This is a genomic window from Nonomuraea aridisoli (assembly GCF_003236395.1).
GTDB lineage: Bacteria > Actinomycetota > Actinomycetes > Streptosporangiales > Streptosporangiaceae > Nonomuraea > Nonomuraea aridisoli.
The window spans coordinates 12,244-32,887 of sequence record NZ_POUD01000079.1 but is presented as its reverse complement, the minus strand read 5'-3'; the positions used below and the strand labels follow the sequence as shown (position 1 = coordinate 32,887).

The 20,644-nt window shown below is 72.9% G+C and carries 16 protein-coding genes; 7 read left to right on the top strand and 9 right to left on the bottom strand.

Going from position 1 to position 20,644, the window contains the following annotated elements:
- Window positions 1–163 precede the first annotated feature (163 nt).
- Window positions 164–1,351 (top strand): serine hydrolase domain-containing protein, encoded by a 1,188-nt coding sequence (locus C1J01_RS20205; protein ID WP_111180540.1) that lies wholly within the window; start codon window positions 164–166, stop codon window positions 1,349–1,351.
- Between the two features lie 12 nt (window positions 1,352–1,363).
- Here C1J01_RS20205 and C1J01_RS20200 read toward each other — a convergent pair whose 3' ends face one another.
- From C1J01_RS20200 to C1J01_RS20175, 6 genes are all read right to left on the bottom strand, one after another.
- Complete coding sequence (locus C1J01_RS20200; RefSeq protein WP_111180539.1) at window positions 1,364–1,807, bottom strand: group II truncated hemoglobin; 444 nt, start codon at window positions 1,805–1,807, stop codon at window positions 1,364–1,366.
- Between the two features lie 157 nt (window positions 1,808–1,964).
- Window positions 1,965–2,126 (bottom strand): hypothetical protein, encoded by a 162-nt coding sequence (locus tag C1J01_RS20195; RefSeq protein ID WP_235854555.1) that lies wholly within the window; start codon window positions 2,124–2,126, stop codon window positions 1,965–1,967.
- A 91-nt stretch (window positions 2,127–2,217) separates the two neighbouring features.
- Entirely contained in the window at window positions 2,218–2,487 is a 270-nt protein-coding gene (locus C1J01_RS20190) for a WhiB family transcriptional regulator (RefSeq protein ID WP_080045300.1), read from the bottom strand.
- 130 nt (window positions 2,488–2,617) lie between these two features.
- Window positions 2,618–2,881, bottom strand: coding sequence for a hypothetical protein (locus C1J01_RS20185; protein WP_111180538.1), 264 nt, complete (start codon window positions 2,879–2,881; stop codon window positions 2,618–2,620).
- Window positions 2,882–3,029: 148 nt separating this feature from the next.
- A complete protein-coding gene (gene tesB, locus C1J01_RS20180) occupies window positions 3,030–3,899 on the bottom strand; it encodes an acyl-CoA thioesterase II (RefSeq protein WP_111180537.1) in 870 nt (289 codons plus the stop codon).
- Between the two features lie 139 nt (window positions 3,900–4,038).
- A complete protein-coding gene (locus C1J01_RS20175; RefSeq protein WP_111180545.1) occupies window positions 4,039–6,072 on the bottom strand; it encodes an ATP-dependent DNA helicase UvrD2 in 2,034 nt (677 codons plus the stop codon).
- 157 nt (window positions 6,073–6,229) lie between these two features.
- Here C1J01_RS20175 and C1J01_RS20170 point away from each other — a divergent pair, with 157 nt between their 5' ends.
- Both C1J01_RS20170 and C1J01_RS20165 read left to right on the top strand, forming a co-directional pair.
- Window positions 6,230–7,132 (top strand): alpha/beta hydrolase, encoded by a 903-nt coding sequence (locus tag C1J01_RS20170; protein WP_235854554.1) that lies wholly within the window; start codon window positions 6,230–6,232, stop codon window positions 7,130–7,132.
- Between the two features lie 87 nt (window positions 7,133–7,219).
- Window positions 7,220–7,465, top strand: coding sequence for a mycoredoxin (locus tag C1J01_RS20165; protein WP_328589652.1), 246 nt, complete (start codon window positions 7,220–7,222; stop codon window positions 7,463–7,465).
- Window positions 7,466–7,468: 3 nt separating this feature from the next.
- Here C1J01_RS20165 and nudC read toward each other — a convergent pair whose 3' ends face one another.
- The gene (gene nudC / locus C1J01_RS20160) at window positions 7,469–8,443 is read right to left on the bottom strand and encodes an NAD(+) diphosphatase (RefSeq protein ID WP_111180535.1); all 975 of its coding nucleotides are present in this window, start codon (window positions 8,441–8,443) and stop codon (window positions 7,469–7,471) included.
- Between the two features lie 147 nt (window positions 8,444–8,590).
- Between nudC and C1J01_RS20155 the strand changes: the two genes are divergently transcribed.
- The 4 genes from C1J01_RS20155 to C1J01_RS20140 are packed head-to-tail and all read left to right on the top strand — an operon-like array spanning window position 8,591 to window position 13,853.
- Window positions 8,591–9,727 (top strand): ATP-grasp domain-containing protein, encoded by a 1,137-nt coding sequence (locus C1J01_RS20155; RefSeq protein ID WP_111180534.1) that lies wholly within the window; start codon window positions 8,591–8,593, stop codon window positions 9,725–9,727.
- The gene (locus tag C1J01_RS20150) at window positions 9,724–11,211 is read left to right on the top strand and encodes an IucA/IucC family protein (protein ID WP_111180533.1); all 1,488 of its coding nucleotides are present in this window, start codon (window positions 9,724–9,726) and stop codon (window positions 11,209–11,211) included. The genes C1J01_RS20155 and C1J01_RS20150 overlap by 4 nt, the downstream gene beginning before the upstream one ends.
- The gene (locus tag C1J01_RS20145) at window positions 11,212–12,774 is read left to right on the top strand and encodes an IucA/IucC family protein (protein WP_111180532.1); all 1,563 of its coding nucleotides are present in this window, start codon (window positions 11,212–11,214) and stop codon (window positions 12,772–12,774) included.
- Window positions 12,771–13,853, top strand: coding sequence for a type III PLP-dependent enzyme domain-containing protein (locus C1J01_RS20140; RefSeq protein ID WP_111180531.1), 1,083 nt, complete (start codon window positions 12,771–12,773; stop codon window positions 13,851–13,853). The genes C1J01_RS20145 and C1J01_RS20140 overlap by 4 nt, the downstream gene beginning before the upstream one ends.
- Here the strand turns inward: C1J01_RS20140 and C1J01_RS20135 are convergent.
- Window positions 13,813–17,097, bottom strand: a complete 3,285-nt coding sequence (locus C1J01_RS20135) for an ATP-dependent helicase (protein ID WP_111180530.1) — start codon at window positions 17,095–17,097, stop codon at window positions 13,813–13,815. The two genes, C1J01_RS20140 and C1J01_RS20135, sit on opposite strands and share 41 nt — an antisense overlap.
- Window positions 17,091–20,519 carry an ATP-dependent helicase gene (locus C1J01_RS20130; protein ID WP_111180529.1) on the bottom strand — a complete coding sequence of 1,143 codons (3,429 nt, stop codon included), beginning with the start codon at window positions 20,517–20,519 and terminating at the stop codon, window positions 17,091–17,093. The genes C1J01_RS20135 and C1J01_RS20130 overlap by 7 nt, the downstream gene beginning before the upstream one ends.
- Window positions 20,520–20,644 lie beyond the last annotated feature (125 nt).

The following is a 20,644-nucleotide window of genomic DNA, read 5'->3' as shown; positions in this document are numbered from 1 at the left end:
CTGCCATCCACGCACCTCACCCTCGACGACGACACATGCCTATCGAGGGTGACCGATCAGCCCGCCTTCACGCATCTTCAACCGATGCCTCAATCGACCCGGTGAACGTTCGTGGTCACCCCACTAGCCATTCCGCATCACGGTCACCGAAAGGCGATGACGCATGCCCGAGATCAGTGGGGAAACCGCACCGGGATTCGAAGCAGTACGCGAGGCGTTCGCGGCCAGTCAGGCCGCCAACCCGCAAGGGGGCGCCGCGGTCAGCGCCTACCTGCACGGACGGAAGGTCGTCGACCTGTGGGGCGGCGTCGCCGACCCGGAGGACGGCCGTCCCTGGGAACGGGACACCCTGCAAGTCGTCTACTCCACCACCAAAGGCGTCACCGCCGCCTGCGCGCTCCTGCTCGCGCAACGGGGCGAGCTGGACCTCGACGCGCCCGTCGCCGACTACTGGCCCGAGTTCGCGGCGAACGGCAAGAGCCGCATCCCCGTCCGCTGGCTGCTCACCCACCAGGCGGGGCTGCCGGTGCTCGACCGCCCGATGACCCCGGCGGAGGCGATCGCCTGGGAACCGATGGTGACCGCGCTGGCCGCCCAGCGTCCCGCCTGGGAGCCGGGGACCGAACACGGCTACCACGGGCACACCTACGGCTGGCTGGTCGGGGAAGTCGTCCGCCGGGTGACCGGTCGCACCATCGGCACGTACCTCGCCGAGGAGATCGCCGCCCCGCTCGGCCTCGACCTGTGGATCGGGCTGCCGGAAACCGAGCGGCACCGCGTCAGCCGGATCATCGCCATCCCGCCGGACCTGGCCGCCCTCGCGGCGATCGACCTCGACGCCCTCCCTGAAGCCGCACGCGAGGTGATGGCCGCCTACGCGGATCCGACCTCGTTGACCGTCCGGGCCATGATGATGTTCGCCCCGCCACTGGACCACAACGACCCCCGCGAGCAGGCCGCCGAGATGCCCTCGACCAACGGCGTCTGCACCGCACGCGCTCTGGCCCGCTTCTACGCCGCGCTCATCGGCGAGGTCGACGGCCACCGCGTCCTCTCCCCCGCCACGCTGGCCGCGGCGACGAAGGAACAGGTCAGCGGCGTCGACCAGGTCCTGCGCGTGCCCGTCCGCATCGGCACGGGCTTCGGCCTGCCGACCCCCGACGCCTTCTGGTACGGCCCGGCCGCGTTCGGCTTCCCCGGTTACGGCGGGTCTCTCGGCTTCGCCGACCCGGCGACCGGTCTCGCGTTCGGCTATGTCATGAACCACATCCAGGACGGCGTCGTCGACCGGAGGGCCGCCATCCTCGTCGAGGCGCTCCGCAGCGCGATGGCGAGCCATCACCACGGGTAGAGCCGTGCCGGCTCAGCGCTGGAGACCGTCCCATGACCACCGAGGGATGGCCAGCCCGTCCGGAACCTCGTCGGCGGACTCCGGATACCGTGCCATCGTCGTCGTGGCCGCCCAGGCGAAGTAGTCGTGCAGCACCTGCCGAACCGGCTCCCGCACGCCCAGGTCGTCCAGGGCCTGGTCGAAGCAGGCGATGGCCCGGCGGTCCATCTCCTCGTGGGGGCCGTTGCCGCTGTGCATGCGCACGACCGACGTCTCGTCACCGTAACGGGTGGAGTAGTCGGCCGGCCCACCCAGCGCCTCGGCCCAGTACGCGGCAAGTCGCTCGCTGTGCTGAGGATGGAATCCATGGCTGAACGCGTGACTGACCACATCGTCGGCCATCACCCTCGCATGCCACGCCCGAGCCAGCCGAACCAGCCCCTCGCTGCCACCGGCGGCCTCGTACACGCTCTCCATGCACTGAGCATGCCAGGGAAAGAGAAAGCCGGGCGCTCGTTGAGCGCCCGGCTTCCGGGGGAGATCCGGCGTCGACGGCGGGATCTCCCGGTCAGAGGTGGTGGACAGCGGCCCCGGGCAGGTCGGGGTGGTGGTGAGCCGGTCTGCCGTGGGGCCGTCAGGACTGACGGGTCAACGCCTCCAGGCGGTCATGGGCCTGCTTGACCTTGGCCCGCGCCCGCTGAACCTGCGCTCTCGCCCGCTGGACGCGGCGGACGCGCTCGACCAGGCGGTACTCGGCCGCCTCCCGGTGGAGGGTTTGTATTCGGTCGTTGACCATTTCATGGATCATATCCGGCACGGCGAGGCTCCTGGTGGGCTGGTGGTTTCTCATGGGTCCGTTCACTTTCTGGTGCGTGGTGCCGAAGAGGTCAGGCAGCGACCGGGTGCTTGCGAGGACGCCCGCGCGGCCGCTTGCGGGGGACGATCGTCCCCCTGAGGATCAGTTCGCCGCCCCAGACGCCCCACGGCTCCTCGCGCTCGAGCGCGCGGGCCAGGCAGGCCTTCTGGATCGGGCAGCCGCCGCAGAGTGCCTTGGCGAACTCGACGTCCTCCGGCGACTCTGCGAACCACAGGTCAGGGTCGGTACGACAGGGGATCTTGGCTTCGTCGATCAGGTCCATGATCGTCTTGGCCCCCATCTGCTTCTCCTTTTGAATCGATCTTGTGATCTTGGTCGGGCACCTCGTAGGTGGTCGGGGATCACGGACAAACAAGAAGGCCGCGGATCCTGTGTGCGGATCCGCGGCCTGGAGGCTGCTGCTGTGCCGGTCAACTTATGACCGGAGCATCCCTCCAGGGTTGCGGACCGCACAGTCCACCCTTGGTGAGCTGGTTGGCCGGCAGTGCGATACGTGCGATGTAGGCAGGGGCGGCTTCCTTCACGGCGGCGAAGTGCTGACGCGAGGAGAAGACGACGGCCTGGCTACGGACAGGGCACTCCTGCCGCAGCTTGGCGGGGCCATAGACGAGCCTCACCGAGTCACGGCATGCGGAGGCGAGCCACTTCGTGGCCGACATCTTGATGCTGATCACTGGGACTCACCTCCACTCTGGGATCGTCGGGCAGGACTTGCCCGACTCGCTTGACCTTGACCCTAAACCGGGAAGCCTGGAAGGGGCAACATATTTTCTACCTGCGATTTCGTGTCGATCTCCGCCACCTGACGCGGCGGTGATCGCTCTACTTGAGCGGCCGGATCATGGCCTCCTGGACGACCGAGACCACGAGCTCACCCGAGGCGGTGTACATCTCACCACGCGCGAGCCCCCGCGCGCCCGCCGACCACGGCGACTCCTGGGCGTACAGCAGCCACTCGTCGGCCCGGAACGGACGGTGGAACCACATGGCGTGGTCGAGGGAGGCGCCCATGATGTTCGAGGCGCCCCAGGCCATGCCGTGGGCCAGCAGGATCGTGTCGACCAGCGTGAAGTCGGACGCGTACGCGGCCAGCACGACGTGCAGCAGCGGGTCGTCCGGCAGGTCGGCGTCGTAGCGGAACCACACGTTGGTGTTGGCGCTGCGCAGCTCGGGATTCTGGAACGCCTCCCAGGTGAGCGGCGAGGCGTAACGCGCGTCCACCGGCCGGGGGCGCGCGAGCATGTCGCGCAGCGCGGGGTTGTCGCCCATCAGCTCGTACATCCGGTCCTGGACCGCCGGGAGCGTCTCCGGGTCGGGCACTTCCGGCATGCGCAGGGCCTGGTGCTCCACGCCCTCCTCGGGGATGTGGAACGACGCCGACATCGTGAAGATGGCCTTGCCGTGCTGGACCGCCTGGATGCGGCGGGTGGTGAACGACCGCCCGTCGCGCAGCCGCTCGACGTTGTAGACGATCGGGACGGACGGGTCGCCCGGGCGGATGAAGTAGGCGTGCAGGGAGTGCACGTTGCGGTCCTTGGGGACGGTACGGCCGGCCGCGACCAGGGCCTGGGCCGCCACTTGGCCGCCGAAGACGCGCTGGATGCGCTCTTCCGGGCTCCGCCCCCGGAAGATGTCGAGCTCGATCTGCTCCAGGTCGAGCAGGTCGAGCAGCTCCTTCAGCGCCTCGTTCACGTGTCTGTCCCCTCCATTGCCGTCCCATACTGGGACAAAGTCTGATTTTTCGCCTCTATGCCCCTGAGGTGGGATGAGGCTCAATGATTCCCCCCTGCAGTTTCGCGGTTGTTACGCGCGAGTAGGTAATCGGGGTGGCCTAAGCGCGGCAGAGGGCCAGCACGGCCGCGCCGTAGCGGTCGACCTTCACCTTGCCGATGCCCGCGATCGACAACAACTCCTGCTCGTTCGCCGGCGCGCGCTCGGCGATCGCCTGCAGCGTGACGTCGGTGAAGACGACGTACGGCGGCACCTTGGCCTCCTTGGCGGTGGCCGTGCGCCAGGCCCTGAGGCGTTCGAGGAGGGCCTCGTCGTAGTCGGCGGGGCAGGTCGAGCAGCGGCCGAGCTTCTGCTCGGCGGCGGCCACCAGCGTCTTGGCGCACACCCGGCAGCTGACCGGCGCGGCCACCCGGGGGCGTTCGCGCGCCGGCGTGGCGACGCGCGGCGGCGCGGAGAGCCGGCCGGTGAGGCCGTCGAGGAAGCGCGACGGGCGGCGGCTCTTGCGGCCTCCGGGCGCGCGGGCGAGGGCCCACGACAACGACAGGTGCTCGCGGGCGCGGGTGACGCCGACGTAGAGCAGGCGGCGTTCTTCCTCGATCTGCTCGGGGGTCTCGGCGTAGATGATCGGCAGCATGCCGTCGGTGAGGCCGACGAGGAAGACGGCGTCCCACTCCAGGCCCTTGGCCGCGTGGAGCGAGGCCAGCGTGACGCCCTCGACGGGCGGCGCGTGCTGCTCGGAGGCGCGGCGCTCCAGCTCGGCCACGAACGCGGGCAGGTCGGCGCCCTCGGCGGCCATGTCCTCCGCCAGGTCGGCCAGGGCCTTGAGCGACTCCCATTTCTCCCGCGCCGTGCCGCCGCCGGCGGGCGAGGGGGTCAGGCCGATGCCGGCCAGGATGTTGTGCACCTCCGTGGCCAGGGGCTCGCCGGCCGCCGAACGCGCCGCGCCGCGCAGCAGCACGACCGCCTGGCGCACCTCGGGACGTTCGAAGAAGCGCTCGGCCCCGCGCAGGACGTACGGGATCTCGGCCTTGGCCAGGGCCTCCTCGTAGGCCGCGGACTGGGAGTTGACGCGGAAGAGCACGGCGATCTCGCGCGAGGCCACGCCCTTGTCGAGCAGCTTCCTGATGGCCCTGGCCACCCCGGCGGCCTCGGCGGGCTCGTCGTCGTAGTCGGAGAAGACCGGCCTCGGGCCCTCGGGGCGCTGCGCCACGAGCTCGAGGCGGTGGGGCGAGCGGCTCTTGGCGATGACGAGGTTGGCCAGGTCGACGACCTGGGGGGTGGAGCGGTAGTCGCGGACCAGCTTGATGACGGCGGCGTCGGGGTGTTCGACCGCGAAGCTCGTCAGGTAGCGCGGGCTGGCGCCGGTGAAGGAGTAGATCGTCTGGTTGGGGTCTCCGACCACGCAGACGTCGTCGCGCCCGCCGAGCCAGGTGTCGAGCAGCAGCTTCTGCAGCGGGTTGACGTCTTGGTACTCGTCGACCACGAAGTAGCGATACTGCTGGCGGATCTGCGCGGCCACCTCCTGGTGCTCGGTCATCACCGCCGCGGTCAGCTCCAGGATGGTCTCGAAGTCGACGAGGTGGCGTTCGCGGCGGATCGTCTCGTACGCGTCATAGAGGGCGGCCAGGTCGGCGGCGGGCAGGGGCGGCGTGCGGTGGTGTTTGGCGGCGGCGGCCGGGTAGTCCTCGGGGCCGATCTGGACGACCTTGGCCCACTCGATCTCGGAGGCGATGTCGCGCAGCTCGGAACGGTCGGGGGTGCGCCGCAGCCGCCGGCACGCCTCCCCCAGCACCGGCAGCTTCGACTCGATGACCGAGGGCGCCTCGCCGCCGATCACCCGCGGCCAGAAGTAGGTGAGCTGGCGCAGCGCCGCGGCGTGGAACGTGCGGGCCTGCACGCCGGGGGCGCCGAGCGCGCGCAGGCGCTGGCGCAGTTCGCCCGCGGCGCGTGTGGTGAACGTCACGGCGAGCACGCTCTGCGGCTCGACCACACCGCTGCGGACGGCGTACGCGATGCGGTGGGTGATCGCCCTGGTCTTGCCCGTGCCGGCGCCCGCCAGGACGCACACCGGCCCGCGCACGGCCTCGGCGACCGCGCGCTGCTCGGGATCGAGCCCGATCAGGACGTCGTCCACGCTGTTCACCCGTACATCCTCCCAGCCTGCCGACGGTCAAGCCTCTTTATTCTGGCAACATGCGGGCGGAGGTACGTTCATAGCGTTCGAGATGCGAACAAGTGCTCTCTTCCTCCACAATGGGGCCCGACCAAATGCTTGTGGGGAAAGGAAGCCCGTGCGAACAGCGGTTTACGTGAGCGCTCTCGCGCTCGCTGCCGTCGTGCTCACTCCCGTCGCCGCGAGCGCGTCCCAGGATCCGGCACCGGCGCCCACCGTGGACTACCCGGTCGACGTCAACGGCCTCGGCGGGCCGGCCCTGGAGACCGTCTCGTACGGCTCCCACAAGCGTCAGGAGATGGACGTCTGGTGGACGCCCGACGGGCAGCAGCGGCCCGGGGTCTTCATCATCCACGGCGGCTGGTGGTCCAGCGGCGACAAGAAGTCCATGAAGGAGATCGCGCGCGACTACGCCGACATGGGCTACACGGTCTTCAACCTCAACTACCGCCTGTCGGGCGACGCGGCCTGGCCGGCGCAGCGCGCCGACGCCCTCGCGGCGATCGCCCTGGCGCGCAAGAACGCCGACCAGTGGGCGTTCGACCCGGGCAACTACGTGGTGGTCGGGTTCTCCGCGGGCGGTCACATCGCGGCGGCCGTCGGCACGTACGGCGACGGCATCAACGGGCTCAAGGGCGTGGTCGGCATGTCGCCGATCATCTCGCCGCTGCGCGCCTACTCCGACGGCGAGAAGGCCACCGAGGCCGCCAAGCGCAAGCTGCGCACGTCCGCGATCAAGCTGGCCGGCTGCGGCTCGCCCAAGGGGAAGTGCTCGCGGGTCTGGGCCAGCATGGAGGTGGCCTGGCACGCCAGCCCGAAGGACGCTCCGATGCTCACCGTGCACTCCGACAAGGAGTTCGTGCCGCCGGTGCAGAGCCAGCTGCTGAAGAAGATGATGGGCCAGGTGGGCGTGCCGGTGACCGTCATCACGGCGCCCGGCGTCAAGCACAGCACGGAGGTCTACCGTGAGCCGGGCATGGCCGAGCGCGTGCAGGCGTGGATCGCCGGCCGCATCGGCTAGACGCCCGTACGGGGTATGGGATTAACGGCGATCGTCGGGTTGTTGCACCCGACGCCCCTTTTCATGACCTTGGAGGGTATCCCCAACATGGCGCTCACCGTTTACAGCACTACCTGGTGCGGCCCCTGCAAGCGGCTCAAGTCTCAGCTGAAGCGCGACGGCATCGCGTTCGACGAGATCGACATCGAGAAGGACCCGTCGGCCGCGGAGTTCGTGATGAGCGTCAACAACGGCAACCAGACGGTGCCGACCGTGGTGATCGACACCCCGGACGGCCGGGTGGTGCGGACCAACCCCTCGGCCCTCGAGGTCAAGGCGCTGCTCGGGGTCTGACCCTCACCAGTCGCCGACGAGCTCGCCGCCGTACCAGGTCTCGATCAGGCGGCGGGCGATCGACACGCGGGGCGGCAGGCGCAGCTCGCCCGACTTCAGGGCCTGCGCCAGCTGCTCCCGCGTGAACCACCGGGCCTCGGCGATCTCGTCGTCGTCGGGCGTGAGCGTGGTGGACGTGGCGTCGGCGAAGAAGCCCAGCATGAGGCTGCGCGGGAACGGCCATGGCTGGCTGCCGAGATAGCGCGGCCGGGTGACGGTGATGCCGACCTCTTCGGCGACCTCGCGCACGACGGCGGCCTCCAGCGACTCGCCCGCCTCCACGAAGCCCGCCAGGATCGACAGCCGTCCCTCCGGCCACTGCGGACCGCGGGCCAGCAGGCAGCGGTCGGCCTCGTCGCGGACCAGCATGATCACGGCGGGGTCGACGCGCGGGAAGTGCTGGCTGCCGTCGTCGGGGCAGACCCGGACGTGGCCGCCGGACTGCACGGTCGTCATGGCGCCGCAGCGCGGGCAGTACTGGTGGGTCGAATGCCAGGCGTCCAGCGCGACGGCGAAGACCAGCAGGCCCGCGTCACGGTCGCCGAGCAGGCCGCCGACCTGGCGCAGCCCGGCCGCCACCGGCTGCCCCTCGGGGGCGTCACGCAGGCCCATCGGGACGGTCACGCGGCCGTTGACGTCGCCCTTGGGGGTGCCGGGCAGCGGCGCGGCCACCGCGAAGTAGGCGACCCCGGCCTCGACGCCCAGCAGGAAGCGCGGCCCCGGCGGGGCCTCGGCCGTCGGGTAGAGCACCGCGTGCACCTCGTCGCCCGTGCGCCGCACCAGCGTGTGACCGTTGTCGATCACCAGCACCCGGGCCGCCGGGTCGGACCAGGCCCGCTCCAGCCACTGCTCGTCGGCGCGCAACGCCGACGAGCGGTCGATGGTGCCGCGTGCGAGTAGCAGTGGTCCGATGAGTTGTGCCTCCGCGGTCGTCTCCACTGGCCGCCCCCTCCCAGAAGTCCCCTGTCATCCTATGACCACGCGGTTAGCCTCCGATTACGGTATCCGGCCCCAAGACGATCTCCGTGAGGCTAGGATGCGTCGGGTTAGGTTAGCCTTACCTGATCTCCCGGGGGTGCTTCCGCGTTGCGGCTCTACCTGACCGCGCTCAAGCCGACCGACTCGGTGACGGACGGCTTCCTGCCCGCGGCGCGGGCGCTCGGCTGCGAGGTGACCGTGCTCACCGACCGGCCGGACCGGCATCCGGGTGCGGTGGGCTGCGACGTACGCGACCCGCGGGCCCTCATCGACACGATCGAGCACCTGGGCAGGCCGGACGCGATCTTCTCCAACTCCGACCATCTGCAGGCCGAGACCGCGCTGGCCGCCGGCTACTTCGGGCTGCCGGGCAAGGACTGGCGGGCGTGCGCGGCGGCCAAGAACAAGTTCCTGACGCGCCGCCGGCTGGCGCACGCGGGCGTCGAGGAGGTCTTCTCCGTACGGCTGGGGCCGGGGGACCCGGTGCCCGAGCGGGTGCCGTACCCGGTGGTGGTCAAGCCGCGCGAAGGGGTGGCCAGCGAGGACGTCGCGTTCGTCGAGGACGACCTGGCCGCGGCCGTGGCGGAGGTCAGGAAGCGGCGGCCGGGCGAGGCGCTGGTCGTGGAGGAGTACCTCGACGGGCCGCTGCGCACGCTGGAGACCCTGGGGGACGACTCGGGGCTGCGGGTGCTGGGCGGGTTCGCGACGACGCTGGGGCCGCTGCCGCACTTCGTGGAGGAACGGCTCGACTGGGCGCCCGACGGGCCGCACGAGCACGTCCTCGCGGCGCTGCGGGCGCTCGGGGTGGGCTTCGGAGCCTGCCACACCGAGTACGTCGTCACCTCGCGCGGGCCGCGCATCGTCGAGGTGAACTACCGGGTGATCGGCGACCACTGCGACTTCCTGCTCGCCGACGTGCTCGGGGTGCCGCTTTTCGAGTGGATCCTGCGGGTGCACCTCGGTGACCGGGCGCCCGCCCCGCCCCCGGCGACCGCGTACGGCAGCGCCGTCAGCCTGGTCGCCGACCGGCCGGGCACCGTCAAGGAGGCGCCCGGGCACGAGTCGGTCGACAGCGGCGGCGTACGGCTGTGGCACCGGCCGCTGCGCGCCGTCGGCGACGTCGTCTCCCTCACCCACACCAACCGCGACTACCTCGGCGTGCTCCGCGCGGTCGGCCCCGACCGGGAGCGGGTGGACGCCGCCATCGCCGGCTACCGGGCCGCCCGGCCGTGGGTGGTCGAATGAGCGGTCGGGAGGCGTACCTGGCCGCCCGGGTGCTCGACGCGCTGGTGCGCGAGGACTACGGCGGGCTGGCCTCCCGGGTGGCGCGGACCAGGGACGGCGTCGGGCTGACGCTCGCCGACGGGCGCTGGGTGCGCCTCGTGCCGGGCGTGTTGTTCCAGGACTTCGTGGTCGCGCCGGACGAGCGGCTGGGGCTGGAGCAGGTGCTGGAGACGCTGGCCGAGGCGGCCGACCCGGCCGACGCCGAAGGGGTGGCGGCGTTCTTCGAGGAGTGCCTGGCGGCGCTGACGGCGCTGGAGCTGCACGACGCGCGGGCGGAGGAGGTGCTGCGGGCGGGGCCGTCGTACGAGACGCTGGCGGCGTTCGCCGACCATCCGGTCTACCCGACGTCGCGGGCGCGGGCCGGGCTGTCGGAGGACGACCTGCTCGCGTACGCGCCGGAGTTCGGGCCCTCGTTCGACCTGCGGTGGGCGGCGGTGCCGCGCCGCATGCTGCGGCCGGGCGCCGCGGACCTGCCCGCTGCTCTCCTGCCGGAAGGCATCACGGCCGGCGCCGGCGAGGCGCTCTTCCCCGTGCACCCGCTGACCGTGAACGAGGTGCGGAAGATCGACGGGGTGCGGATGCTGGACGGCGAGGCCGTCACCGTGCGGCCCACCCTGTCGATGCGCACGGTCGAGGCCGGGCCGCGCCTGCACCTCAAGCTGCCCCTCCCGGTCAGCACCCTCGGCGTCAGGAACCGGCGCTCGATCAAGCCGGGCACCCTCGACGACGGGGCCCGCGCCGAGCTGCTGCTGCGCGAGCTGGCCGACCCGGACGTGGTGCTCGCCGACGAGCAGACGTACGCGCACGCCGGGCACGAGTACCTCGCCTGGATGGTCAGGCGGCTGCCCGAGGGCACGATCGTGCCGGTCGCCGCGCTCAACGCGCCCGGCGTGCTCGCCGGGCTGGGCGACGTGCTGCCCGCCTACCTGCGGCTGCTGCTGCGCTGGAACGTACGGCTCTTCGTCCGGTACGGCGTCGCCCTCGAAGCCCACCAGCAGAACCTCGCCCTGCTCGTCCAGGGTGACCGGCTGCGCCTGCTCGTCAAGGACAACGACGGCCTGCTGGCCTCGCCCGCCCGGCTCGCGGCCGCCGGGATCGCGGTGCCGGACTTCGCCGACGAGCGCATGCTGACCGACGACCCCCACGCGCTGGCCGACGTGTTCGTGACCATCACCCTGCACCTGGCCGCCGCCGCGGTGACGTTCGCGGCGGTGCCGCACGACGCGGCCGCCACGCTGCTGCGCGACACCCTCGCCGAGGCGCTGGACGCGTACGGCGACGACCCCATGGCGCGGCTGCTGCGGGCCAGGACGCTCGACGCGGCCCGGCTCACCGGCAAATCCATGATCACCGCCGGGACGCTCATGTCGAAGGAGCGCTCCGGCGCGCGTGACGTCAACAAGTTCTACGGCACCAGCGGGCCCAACTACCTGAGGAGAACGTGAATGCACGGACTGACCCTCGACGCGGCCTCAGGCCCGGCCGTCGAAGACGACCTGGCCGAGGAGGCGACGCTGGCGGCGCTGCTGCGCTGCTGCGTGCGGGAGGTGGCCGGGCCGCGCGGCCTGGTGTGGCCGGCGCCGCCGAACCTGCTGCTGCGGGTGGCGGGCACGCTGCTGCGGGTGCGCACGCACGGGGGCGCGGCGCTGCGGTTCGACGGCCCCGCCGAGCGCCTGGAGTCGGGCGTCTGGCGGCCGCTGACCACCGAGGAGCTGGTCGAGCTGGTCGAGGCCGAGCTGCAGGGGCACAACGGCGAGTTCGCCGGGCAGGTGGCCGCCAGCAGGGAGGCGGTGGCGGCGATCGTGCGGGCCAGGGCCGGAGCCGTCCCGCCCGCCGATCCGTGGCTGGCCTCGGAGCAGGCGCTGGTCCACGGGCATCCGTTCCATCCGAGCCCGAAGGCGCGCGGCGGGGACGGCTGGCTGCGCTACGCCCCCGAGGCCCACGCCGAGTTCCCGCTCCGGCTGCTCGGCGTCCGCGAGGACGTGCTCGCGGAGGGCGGTGAGGTGGGTGCGCTCGACGCGCTCGGCGGTGCACTTGATGGGGCGCCCGCCGGGTACCGGCTGCTGCCCGCCCACCCCTGGCAGCTGGACCTGCTGCGGCCCGTGTTCGGGGCCGATCTCGTGGACCTGGGGCCCGGCCCGGTGGTGACGCCGACGTCGTCGGTGCGCACGGTGTACGCCCCGGAGGCGGGGGTCTGCCTGAAGTTCTCCCTGGACGTACGGATCACCAACTGCGTGCGCAAGAACGCCTGGTACGAGCTGGCCGGGGCCGTGGAGCTGACCGAGCGCCTGACGCCGATCTTCGAGGCCGTCGCGCGGCGGCATCCGGCCACCCGCTGGCTGCCCGAGCCCGGCTACCGGACGGCCGCCCTCGGCACCCGGCTGCACGAGGGGCTCGGCGTGATCGTCCGGCGCGGCCCCTGGGCGGTCTGCTCCCCCGGCGTCACCCCGGTGCTGGCCGGCGCCGTGGCCCTGCGGGCTCCCGCCGGCGACCCTCGGGCGTGGTGGCGGGCGTACGTGTCGGTGGTGGCGCTTCCGGTGCTGGAGCTGTACTTCGCGTACGGCGTGGTGCTGGAGCCTCACCTGCAGAACGTGCTCGTCGGCCTGGACGCCACCGGCCTGCCCGTCGAGGCGGTCTTCCGCGACCTGGAGGGCACCAAGCTGGTCGCCGGCCGCCACGACCTCGCCGGGCTCGACCCCGACGTGGCCGGGGCGCTCACGTACGACGCCGAGCGCGGCTGGGCCCGGGTGGTCTACTGCCTGCTCGTCAACCACCTCACCGAGATCGCCGCCACCGTCGCGGGGCCTGACGACGGGCTGCTGCGCGACCTGTGGCGGATCGCCCGCGACCTGTTCGCCCGCCAGGCCGCCGACCTGGGCCGGCCGCTGCCGCTGTCGGACCTGCTGGCCGGCGCGCCGCTGCCCGCCAAGGCCAACCTGGGCGTGCGCTGGGCCAGGGCGGCCGACCGCGCCGCCGGGTACGTGCCGATCGCGAACCCGCTCGCGTGATCGGCCCGCGCGTCCGGGAGGCCGCCCTGCGGCTCGGCGAGGTGCCGGCCTACCTCTACGACCTGCCCGCCCTCGACGAGCACGCCGCGTCCGTGCGGCGGGCGGTGGCGGGCGTGGAGCTGTACTACGCCGTCAAGGCCAACCCCGACCCGGAGCTGCTGCGCGTGCTGGCCGCGCACGTGGACGGGTTCGAGGTGTCGTCGGCGGGCGAGCACGCGCACGTCACCGCGCTGTTCCCCGGCATGCCGGTGGCGCTGGGCGGGCCCGGCAAGACCGACGCCGAGCTGCGGCTGCCGCACCACCGTATCCACGTCGAGTCGCCGAACGAGCTGCGCCGCCTGATCGACACCGGGCTGGAGGCCGACGTGCTGCTCCGGCTGAACCCGGACCTGCCGGTCGAGGGCGCCGCGCTGACGATGAGCGGGCCGTTCGGGATGGACGAGGACGGGATCGCCGCGTGCCTGCCGTTGTTCGGCGACCGGGTGCGGCTGCGCGGGCTGCACGCCCACCTGGCCAGCGGGCTGGAGGCGCCCCAGTTGCTGGAGCTGGCGCGGGCGCTGCTGGAGCAGCCGTACGAGGAGGTCAATCTGGGGGGCGGGATGGCGGTGTCGTACGCGGCGCCGCAGGCCCGGTTCGACTGGGCGGCCTACGGCGCGGGCCTCGCGTCACTCGGGCGGGGCAGGCGGTTGCGGATCGAGCCGGGCCGGGCGCTGACCGTCTACTGCGGCTGCTACGTGACCAGGGTGGTGGACGTGAAACGGGTGCGCGGCCAGGCGTACGCGATCGTGCTCGGGGGCACCCACCACCTGCGCACCCCCGCGACGAAGGGGCACGACCAGCCGTTCACGATCCTGCCCACCGGCCTGCACACCAGCGGCGGGCCGGGCGTGACGGACGAGCCGGTCACGTTCGTCGGCCAGTTGTGCACCCCGAAGGACGTGCTCGCCCAGCGGGTCGTGACCTCGGTCCGCGTGGGCGACACCGTGGTGTTCGAGATGGCCGGGGCCTACGCCTGGAACATCTCCCACCACGACTTCCTCATGCACCCGAAGCCGGCGTTCCACCATCTGCGCGCCTGACCCTCTCGATCAGCGCGACCAGGCCGTCGCCGTCGAGCAGGTCGACCGGGCGGACGGTGCGGTTGGCGCGGACGTAGTGGAAGGCCGCCCCCACCTCCTCCAGCGGCACCCCCGCCAGATGGGACCAGGCCAGCCGGTAGGCCGCCAGCTGCACCGACGCCGCCCGCGCCGCCTTGCCCCTGGGCGGCTCGCCGGTCTTCCAGTCGACCACCTCGTAGCCGCCGCCCGGCCGCTCGAAGACGGCGTCCATGCGGCCGCGCACCAGCCGGTCGGCGATCATGGTCTCGAACGGCACCTCCAGGTCGATCGGCCGCCGCTCGGCCCACTCGCTCTGCTCGAAGCGCTCCTGCAGCTCCGCCAGCCGCACGTCGGTCTCCTCGAGCTCCTCGTCGTACAGCTCCAGGTCGTCGATGAGCCGCTGCTGGTCCCACCGGGTCTCCAGCCACTTGTGGAACGACGTGCCGCGCCGGGCCAGCGGCGCCGGCTTGACCGGGACCGGGCGGCGGATGCGGCGGGCCAGCTCGCCAGGGTCCTGCGCCAGCGTGACCAGCGACGACACGGTCAGTTTGGCGGGCAGCTCCACGATCGTCGCGGGGCGGCGGCGGTGCAGCTCGCGCTCGCGCAGCAACAGGTCGGTGTCGCGCTCCCAGGCCCGCAGCCGCTCCTCCTCGAAGGCGCGCAGCGGCTCGTCGTCGTCATCGTCCTCGGCGAGACCGCCCGCCAGGGCGTCCTCGACCAGGCGGGCGCCGTCGAGGACGGACTCGTACCGCAGGCCCTCGGGCGTGACCGGCCAGACGGCCTCGGGCGGCTCGGCCAGCAGCGGGTTGGCCGCGCCCGCCGGCTGGTCGGCCGCCCAGACCGTGACGCGGTCGGCGACGTCGCGGATCTCCAGCAGGAAGTCGGACGGCTCCAGCGGCTTGGTGGCCGTGCCCCAGCGGTAGCCGGAGGCGATGAGCTGGTAGTGGGCGCGGGTGACCGCGACGTAGGCGAGCCTGCGCTCCTCCATCAGGTCGCGCTCGCGGCAGTGCTCCTCGAACGCGGCCAGCTCCTCCTTGCTCAGCCCGGACAGCCTCGGCAGGTCGGCGGCGTCGCCGCGCAGCGCGTAGGGCAGCTTGCGCGGGTTGTCGGTCCAGCGGCCGTTCACGACCGGGGTGGCGGGGAAGATGCTGCCGGTCGCGATCGTGCCCTTCGAGCTGACCAGCTGTGACAGGCCCGGCACCACCACGACCGGCCACTCCAGGCCCTTGGAGGCGTGCACGGTCATCAGCTTGACGCTGTTGCTCTCGCCGACCCGGCCTGCCTCCAGCCCGAACTCCTCGCTCTCCGCAGCCTGCAGATAGGCCAGGAACGCCCCGAGAGTCGGGTCTTCGGCGTCGCCCGCGAACCTGGAGGCCGCGTCGAGGAACGCGTCGAGGTCGGCCCGCGCCGCGAACGCCCCCGCCGTGCCGCTGCGCGCGGCCACCTCGATGTCGAGGCCGAGCCGGCGCTCCACCTCGCTGATCAGGTCGGGCAGCGGCTGCGCGGTGTGCGCCCGCAGCTGGCGCAGCTCGTGGGCGAACGCGACCAGCCGCGTGCGGGCCAGCGGGCTGTACTCCTCCAGCCACTCGGGCCGGTCGGGCAGCTCGTCGAGCGCGTCGACCAGGCTGCCGCGCTCCTCGGCCATGTCGGCCACGACCTGGTGGAGCGGGTCTTCCTCGCGGTGGCTCTCGCTCAGCTCGCGGGCCAGCTGTCTGGCGTGCTCGCCGAGCGCCCGCAGGTCGGCCGGGCCGATCCGCCAGCGCGGCCCGGCCAGCAGCCGGGCCAGCGCGTCGCCGGCCGTGGCGTCGTACAGGACGCGCAGGGTGGCCACGATGTCGCTCACCTCCGGCACGGTGAGCAGGCCGCCGAGGCCGACTACCTCGACCGGGATGTCGCGATCCTCCAGGGCGCGGCGGATCACCGGGAACTGCGAGCGCTTGCGGGCCAGGATGGCGATGTCCTGAGGCTGGAGGGCGAGGGTCTTCTTGCGCTCCCTGTCGCCCCAGGGTAGGCCGTCGGGGGCGCTCTCCTGGCCGAGGATCCTCGCGATGCCGTCGGCGATCCACTTCGCCTCGTCCTCGGCCGTCTCGTGGAACGCGCACGAGACGCGGCCCCGATCGACCCGGTTGGGGCCGGGCACCAGCACGGGCACCTCGCGGGCCTCCATGCGCAGCGGCAGCTGCACGCGGGCCGCCACGTCGAGGACGCGGTCGCCGTTGCGGAAGCTCACGCTGAGCTGGCGGATCGGCGCGGGCTCGCCCGTGCGGGCCGGGAAGTCGCGCGGGAAGCGGCGCAGGTTGCCCGCCGAGGCGCCGCGCCAACCGTAGATCGACTGGCACGGGTCGCCGACCGCGGTGACCGGGTGGCCGCCGCCGAAGAGCGAGCGGAGCAGGACGAGCTGGGCGTGGCTGGTGTCCTGGTATTCGTCGAGCAGGACCACGGAGTAGCGGCCGCGCTCGATCTCGCCGACCTCCTTGTGGTTGGCCGCGATCCTGGCCGCCAGCGACATCTGGTCGCCGTAGTCGATGACCTCGCGCTGCCGCTTGAGCCGTTCGTACGCCTCCACCAGCGGCAGCAGCTGCTCCCTGGCCGCCTGGACGGTGACCGGCCGCTTCTGGGCGACGATCGGGCGGCCCGGCAGCGCGTCGAGGCGCTCGCGCAGCCACTCCCCCACCCGCCGCACGTCGGCGGGCGTGCGCAGATGCTCCGACAGCTCCCCGGCCAGCTCCAGCACGGCGGCGGTGACCGAGGGCGGGCCCAGCTCGATCTTGTCCATCGGCCCGTCGTACATCGCCACCACCCGCGAGGCCAGCTGCCAGGACACGGCCGGCGTGACCAGGCGCATCGTCGGCTCCAGGCCCTCGCGCAGCGCGTGGTCGGTGACCAGGCGGGCCGCGTAGGAGTGGTAGGTGGACACCGTCGGCTCCTCGTCGAGCGCGCCCGGCGCGAGCAGCCCGGCCTCCACCAGGCCGTTGAGCCGCTCCCTGACCCGGGTGGCCAGCTCGGCGGCGGCCTTGCGGGTGAACGTCAGGCCCAGCACGTTGGCCGGGCTGACCAGGCCGTTGGCGACCAGCCAGACCACGCGCCCGGCCATCGTCTCGCTCTTGCCCGAGCCGGCGCCGGCCATGACGACCATGGGCTCCAGCGGGGCCTCGATGACCTCCGCCTGTTCGGGGGTGGGGGGCAGGATGCCGAGTTTCTCGGCGAGCTCGGCGGGGGTCAGCACACCTGGCCCCCGTTGTCGTTGACCGGGCAGCTCGCCCGGGCCGCGCACGTGCGGCAGCCGTCGTTGACCTTGGCCTGGAAGAACGGGCCCGACATGCCGGTCGCGACGGTGTCGACGAGCTCCTCGGCCCACTGAGGGTTCTTGTCGTCGGCCAGCGCGCCCTGCTGCTGCTCCAGCGCGGCGTTCTTGCCGCCCGCCTTGCCGAGCTGCACCAGCGCGGCGCCGCCCGGCTCGGTCATGCCGTGGCGGGCGAAGGCCCCGAGCAGGGCGGCGAGCTGGTAGACGCCGAGCTGCGGATGGCGGTCGATCTCGCCCGCCTTGGGCTTGGAGCCGCCGGTCTTGAGGTCGATGATCACCGCGCGGCCCTGGTCGTCGGCCTCCACCCGGTCGACCCGGCCCTTGATCTGCACGCCCTCGGACACCATGGCGGTGAACGACTCCTCGATGGCCTTGAGCTCGCGTGGATTCTCCTCGTGCCAGGCCAGGAACTTGCGGATCATCTGCTCGGCCACCTTGCGCTGCTTGCGGTTGTACCAGGCGCCGCCGAAGTCGAGCTCCTTCCACACCTCGTCGAGGCGCTTGCCCAGGAGGTCTTCGCTGGGCAGGTCGGTGGCCGCCAGCACGGCCAGGGCGTGGATGACGTTGCCCAGGCCCTGGGCGGTGCTGGTGCCGGCCGCGCCGACCGCCGTCTCCAGCAGCCAGCGCAGGCCGCACTTGGTGAAGCTCTCGACCGCCGACGGGGACACGCTGACCACGCCGTCGGGCCAGCTCAGCGGGCGGTCGTCGGAGATGGGGGTGAGGGCGTACCAGTCGTTGGGGTGGGCGCCCTGCACCCCTGCGGCGGCCAGGCGGGCCAGCTGCCGGGCGGCCCGCTGCCGCAGCTTCCTGGGCTTCGTCGGGTCGGTCACCGCGCTGCGCAGGTCGGCCACCAGCGCCGGCATGTTGAGCCAGCGGGCCCGGTCGTCGACCGTGGCCTGCTCGACCGCGCCCGGCATCAGCTCCTCCAGGAACCTGGACGGGCGCTCGTCGGTGTCCTCGCCGCCGACGGCCGTGACCACGAGCCTGCGCCTGGCCCTGGTCACCGCCACGTAGAACAGCCGGCGCTCCTCGGCGAGCATCTTCGAGTGCAGCGAGGCGGCGTTGGGCTCGGCGCCCTCGACCACCTCGACCAGGTCTTCGATGCCCAGCAGCGAGCCGCGCAGCCGCAGGTCGGGCCAGACGCCCTCCTGCACTCCGGCCACCACGACGACGTCCCATTCGAGGCCCTTGGCGCGGTGGGCGGTCAGCACGCGCACGGCGTCGCCGTCGGGGGCCCGCTCGGCGAGCGTGTCGCCGGGGATCTCCTGGGCGGCGAGGTCGTCGAGGAACACCTCAGGGCCGGCCATGGGCATGCGGTCGACGAACCTGGCCGCGTGGTCGAACAACGCCACCACGGCGTCGAGGTCGCGGTCGGCCTGGGCGCCCCTGGGGCCGCCCTGCAGGCTGAGCTCCGTCCAGCGCTCGGCCAGCCCGCTGCCCTGCCAGATCGTCCACAGGACGTCCTCGGCGGTGCCCTGCCCCGCGGCGCTCTCCCGGGCGGCCGCGAGCAGCCGGGCCACCCGCTCGGCCGGAAGCGCGACGTGCGGCTCCACCCGGGTGAGCTCCCGGGCGTCCTCGACCGCCGCCACCAGCAACTCCCCGGAGGACCGCGCCCCGGGCCGCCCCACCACCTCACCGTCGAGCACGGCACCGGCCGCCTCGCTCACCGCGGCCGCCCCTTCGGGAAGGGGCCGGACCGGCGCGTCCGCGCTTTCGGGCGCACGATCGCGAGCATCACCGCCCACCGGCGCGGAGTCGGCCGGAACACCCGTGTCCGCGCTACCGGTCGAGCGTACCTCGTCGTCCCGGTACGGCGCGGCGGCGCCGGCCTCGACCGGCGGGCGGGCGTCCTCGGCGGGCCGGGCGTCGCGCGCGAGCGGGGTGTCCTCCGCGCTCCGCGCGTCGTCCGCTCCTGGCGCGCCGGCGACCTCCGGAGCGCCGTGCACGGCTTCGTTCTCGGCGATCTTGAGGGCGCGGCGGAGGCGGCGCACGCCGATCATGTCGGTGCCGCCGAGCGGCCCGGTCAGCAGCTCCTCGGCCACCCCCTCGTCGAGCTGGGACGGGTCCAGCGCCACCCGCAACATGGTGAGCAGCGGCCGCACGCCCGGCTCCTGCGCGATCGGCACCTCGTCGCCCGCGATCATCGTCGGCACGCCGGCGTTGACCAGCGCCCGCCGCAGCAGCGGCACCTGCCGCCGGGCCGAGCGGACCAGCACCGCCATGCGGTGCCACGGCACCCCGTCGATCAGGTGGGCGCGGCGCAGCGTGTCGGCCACGATCGCGGCCTCCTGGCTCGTGCTGTCGGCCAGCAGCACCCGCGCCTCGCCGGGGTCGGCCTCGGGCGGCGGCGCCAGCTCACGGTGACCGTGGCGCTGGTCGTGCTCTGGAGCGGGCGCGACCGGCAGCCGGGCCGCCACCCGCCTCGTGGCCTCCAGCAGGTCGGCCCCGCTCCTGCGGGACACCCGCAGCGCCAGCACCGGGGCCTCGCTCCCGTCGAGCCTCCTGAACCGCTCGGGGAAGCGCATGATGCCCTGCACGTCGGCACCACGGAACCCGTAGATCGACTGGTCGGGGTCGCCGACCACGACCAGGTCGCGCCCGTCGCCCGCCAGCTGTGACAGCAGCAGCTCCTGCGCCGGATCGCTCTCCTGGTACTCGTCGACGAACACCGCCTCGTGCGCCGCCCGCTCGCGCTCGCGCACCTGCGGGTCGGCCAGCAGCGCGGAGGCGGCCCTGACCAGCTCGGCGTAGTCGTAGGTCTCCTCGGGGGCGAGGTCGAAGCGGTCCTGGTAGCGCTCGGCGAACCGGCCGGCGGCCACCCAGTCGCCGCGCCCGTGCATCCGGCCGAGCGCGATCAGCCGCTCGGCGTCGAGCCCCCGCTCGTTGGCCCGGGACAGGAAGTCGCGCAGCTCCTCGGCGAACCCGCGGGTCTTGAGCGGCTCGCGCAACGACACGGGCCAGTCGAGGGCGCCGCCCTCCAGCTCGCCGTGGAGCAGCCGCCGGATCTCCAGCAGTTGCTCAGGACCGGTGAGCAGGCGCGGCGGGGCCTTGCCCGCGAGCACGCTCTCGCGGCGCAGCAGCGCGTACGCGTAGGAGTGGAAGGTCAGGGCCAGCGGGGTGCGGGTGGTACGGCGCAGCCGGCCGGTGACGCGGCGGCGCAGCTCCTCGGCGGCCTTGCGGCTGAAGGTGAGGATGAGCACGCGCTCGGGGTCGACGCCCCGGCGCTCGATCCGGTCGACCACGCTCTCGACGATCGTCGTGGTCTTGCCGGTGCCGGGGCCGCCCAGGACGAGCAGCGGCCCGCGCTCGTGCTGGACCACGGCACGCTGGTGCTCGTCGAGCACAAGGGGCGCATCGGACCCCCCGGATCCTCTGCGCACCAACCGCCAGGTCTGAGCACTCACAGCTCTAGATTCCACCAGACCACAGGGGTAGATCGTGCCGACTTGCCCCGTCTCCCCACGCGATC

Coding starts and splice junctions, on each gene's coding strand:
- C1J01_RS20145 (WP_111180532.1), top strand. CDS start 11,212: ATGCACGGACTGACCCTCGACGCGGCCTCAGGCCCGGCCGTCGAAGAC.
- C1J01_RS20165 (WP_328589652.1), top strand. CDS start 7,220: ATGGCGCTCACCGTTTACAGCACTACCTGGTGCGGCCCCTGCAAGCGG.
- C1J01_RS20195 (WP_235854555.1), bottom strand. CDS start 2,126: ATGGTCAACGACCGAATACAAACCCTCCACCGGGAGGCGGCCGAGTAC.
- C1J01_RS20190 (WP_080045300.1), bottom strand. CDS start 2,487: ATGGGGGCCAAGACGATCATGGACCTGATCGACGAAGCCAAGATCCCC.
- C1J01_RS20150 (WP_111180533.1), top strand. CDS start 9,724: ATGAGCGGTCGGGAGGCGTACCTGGCCGCCCGGGTGCTCGACGCGCTG.
- C1J01_RS20200 (WP_111180539.1), bottom strand. CDS start 1,807: ATGGAGAGCGTGTACGAGGCCGCCGGTGGCAGCGAGGGGCTGGTTCGG.
- C1J01_RS20205 (WP_111180540.1), top strand. CDS start 164: ATGCCCGAGATCAGTGGGGAAACCGCACCGGGATTCGAAGCAGTACGC.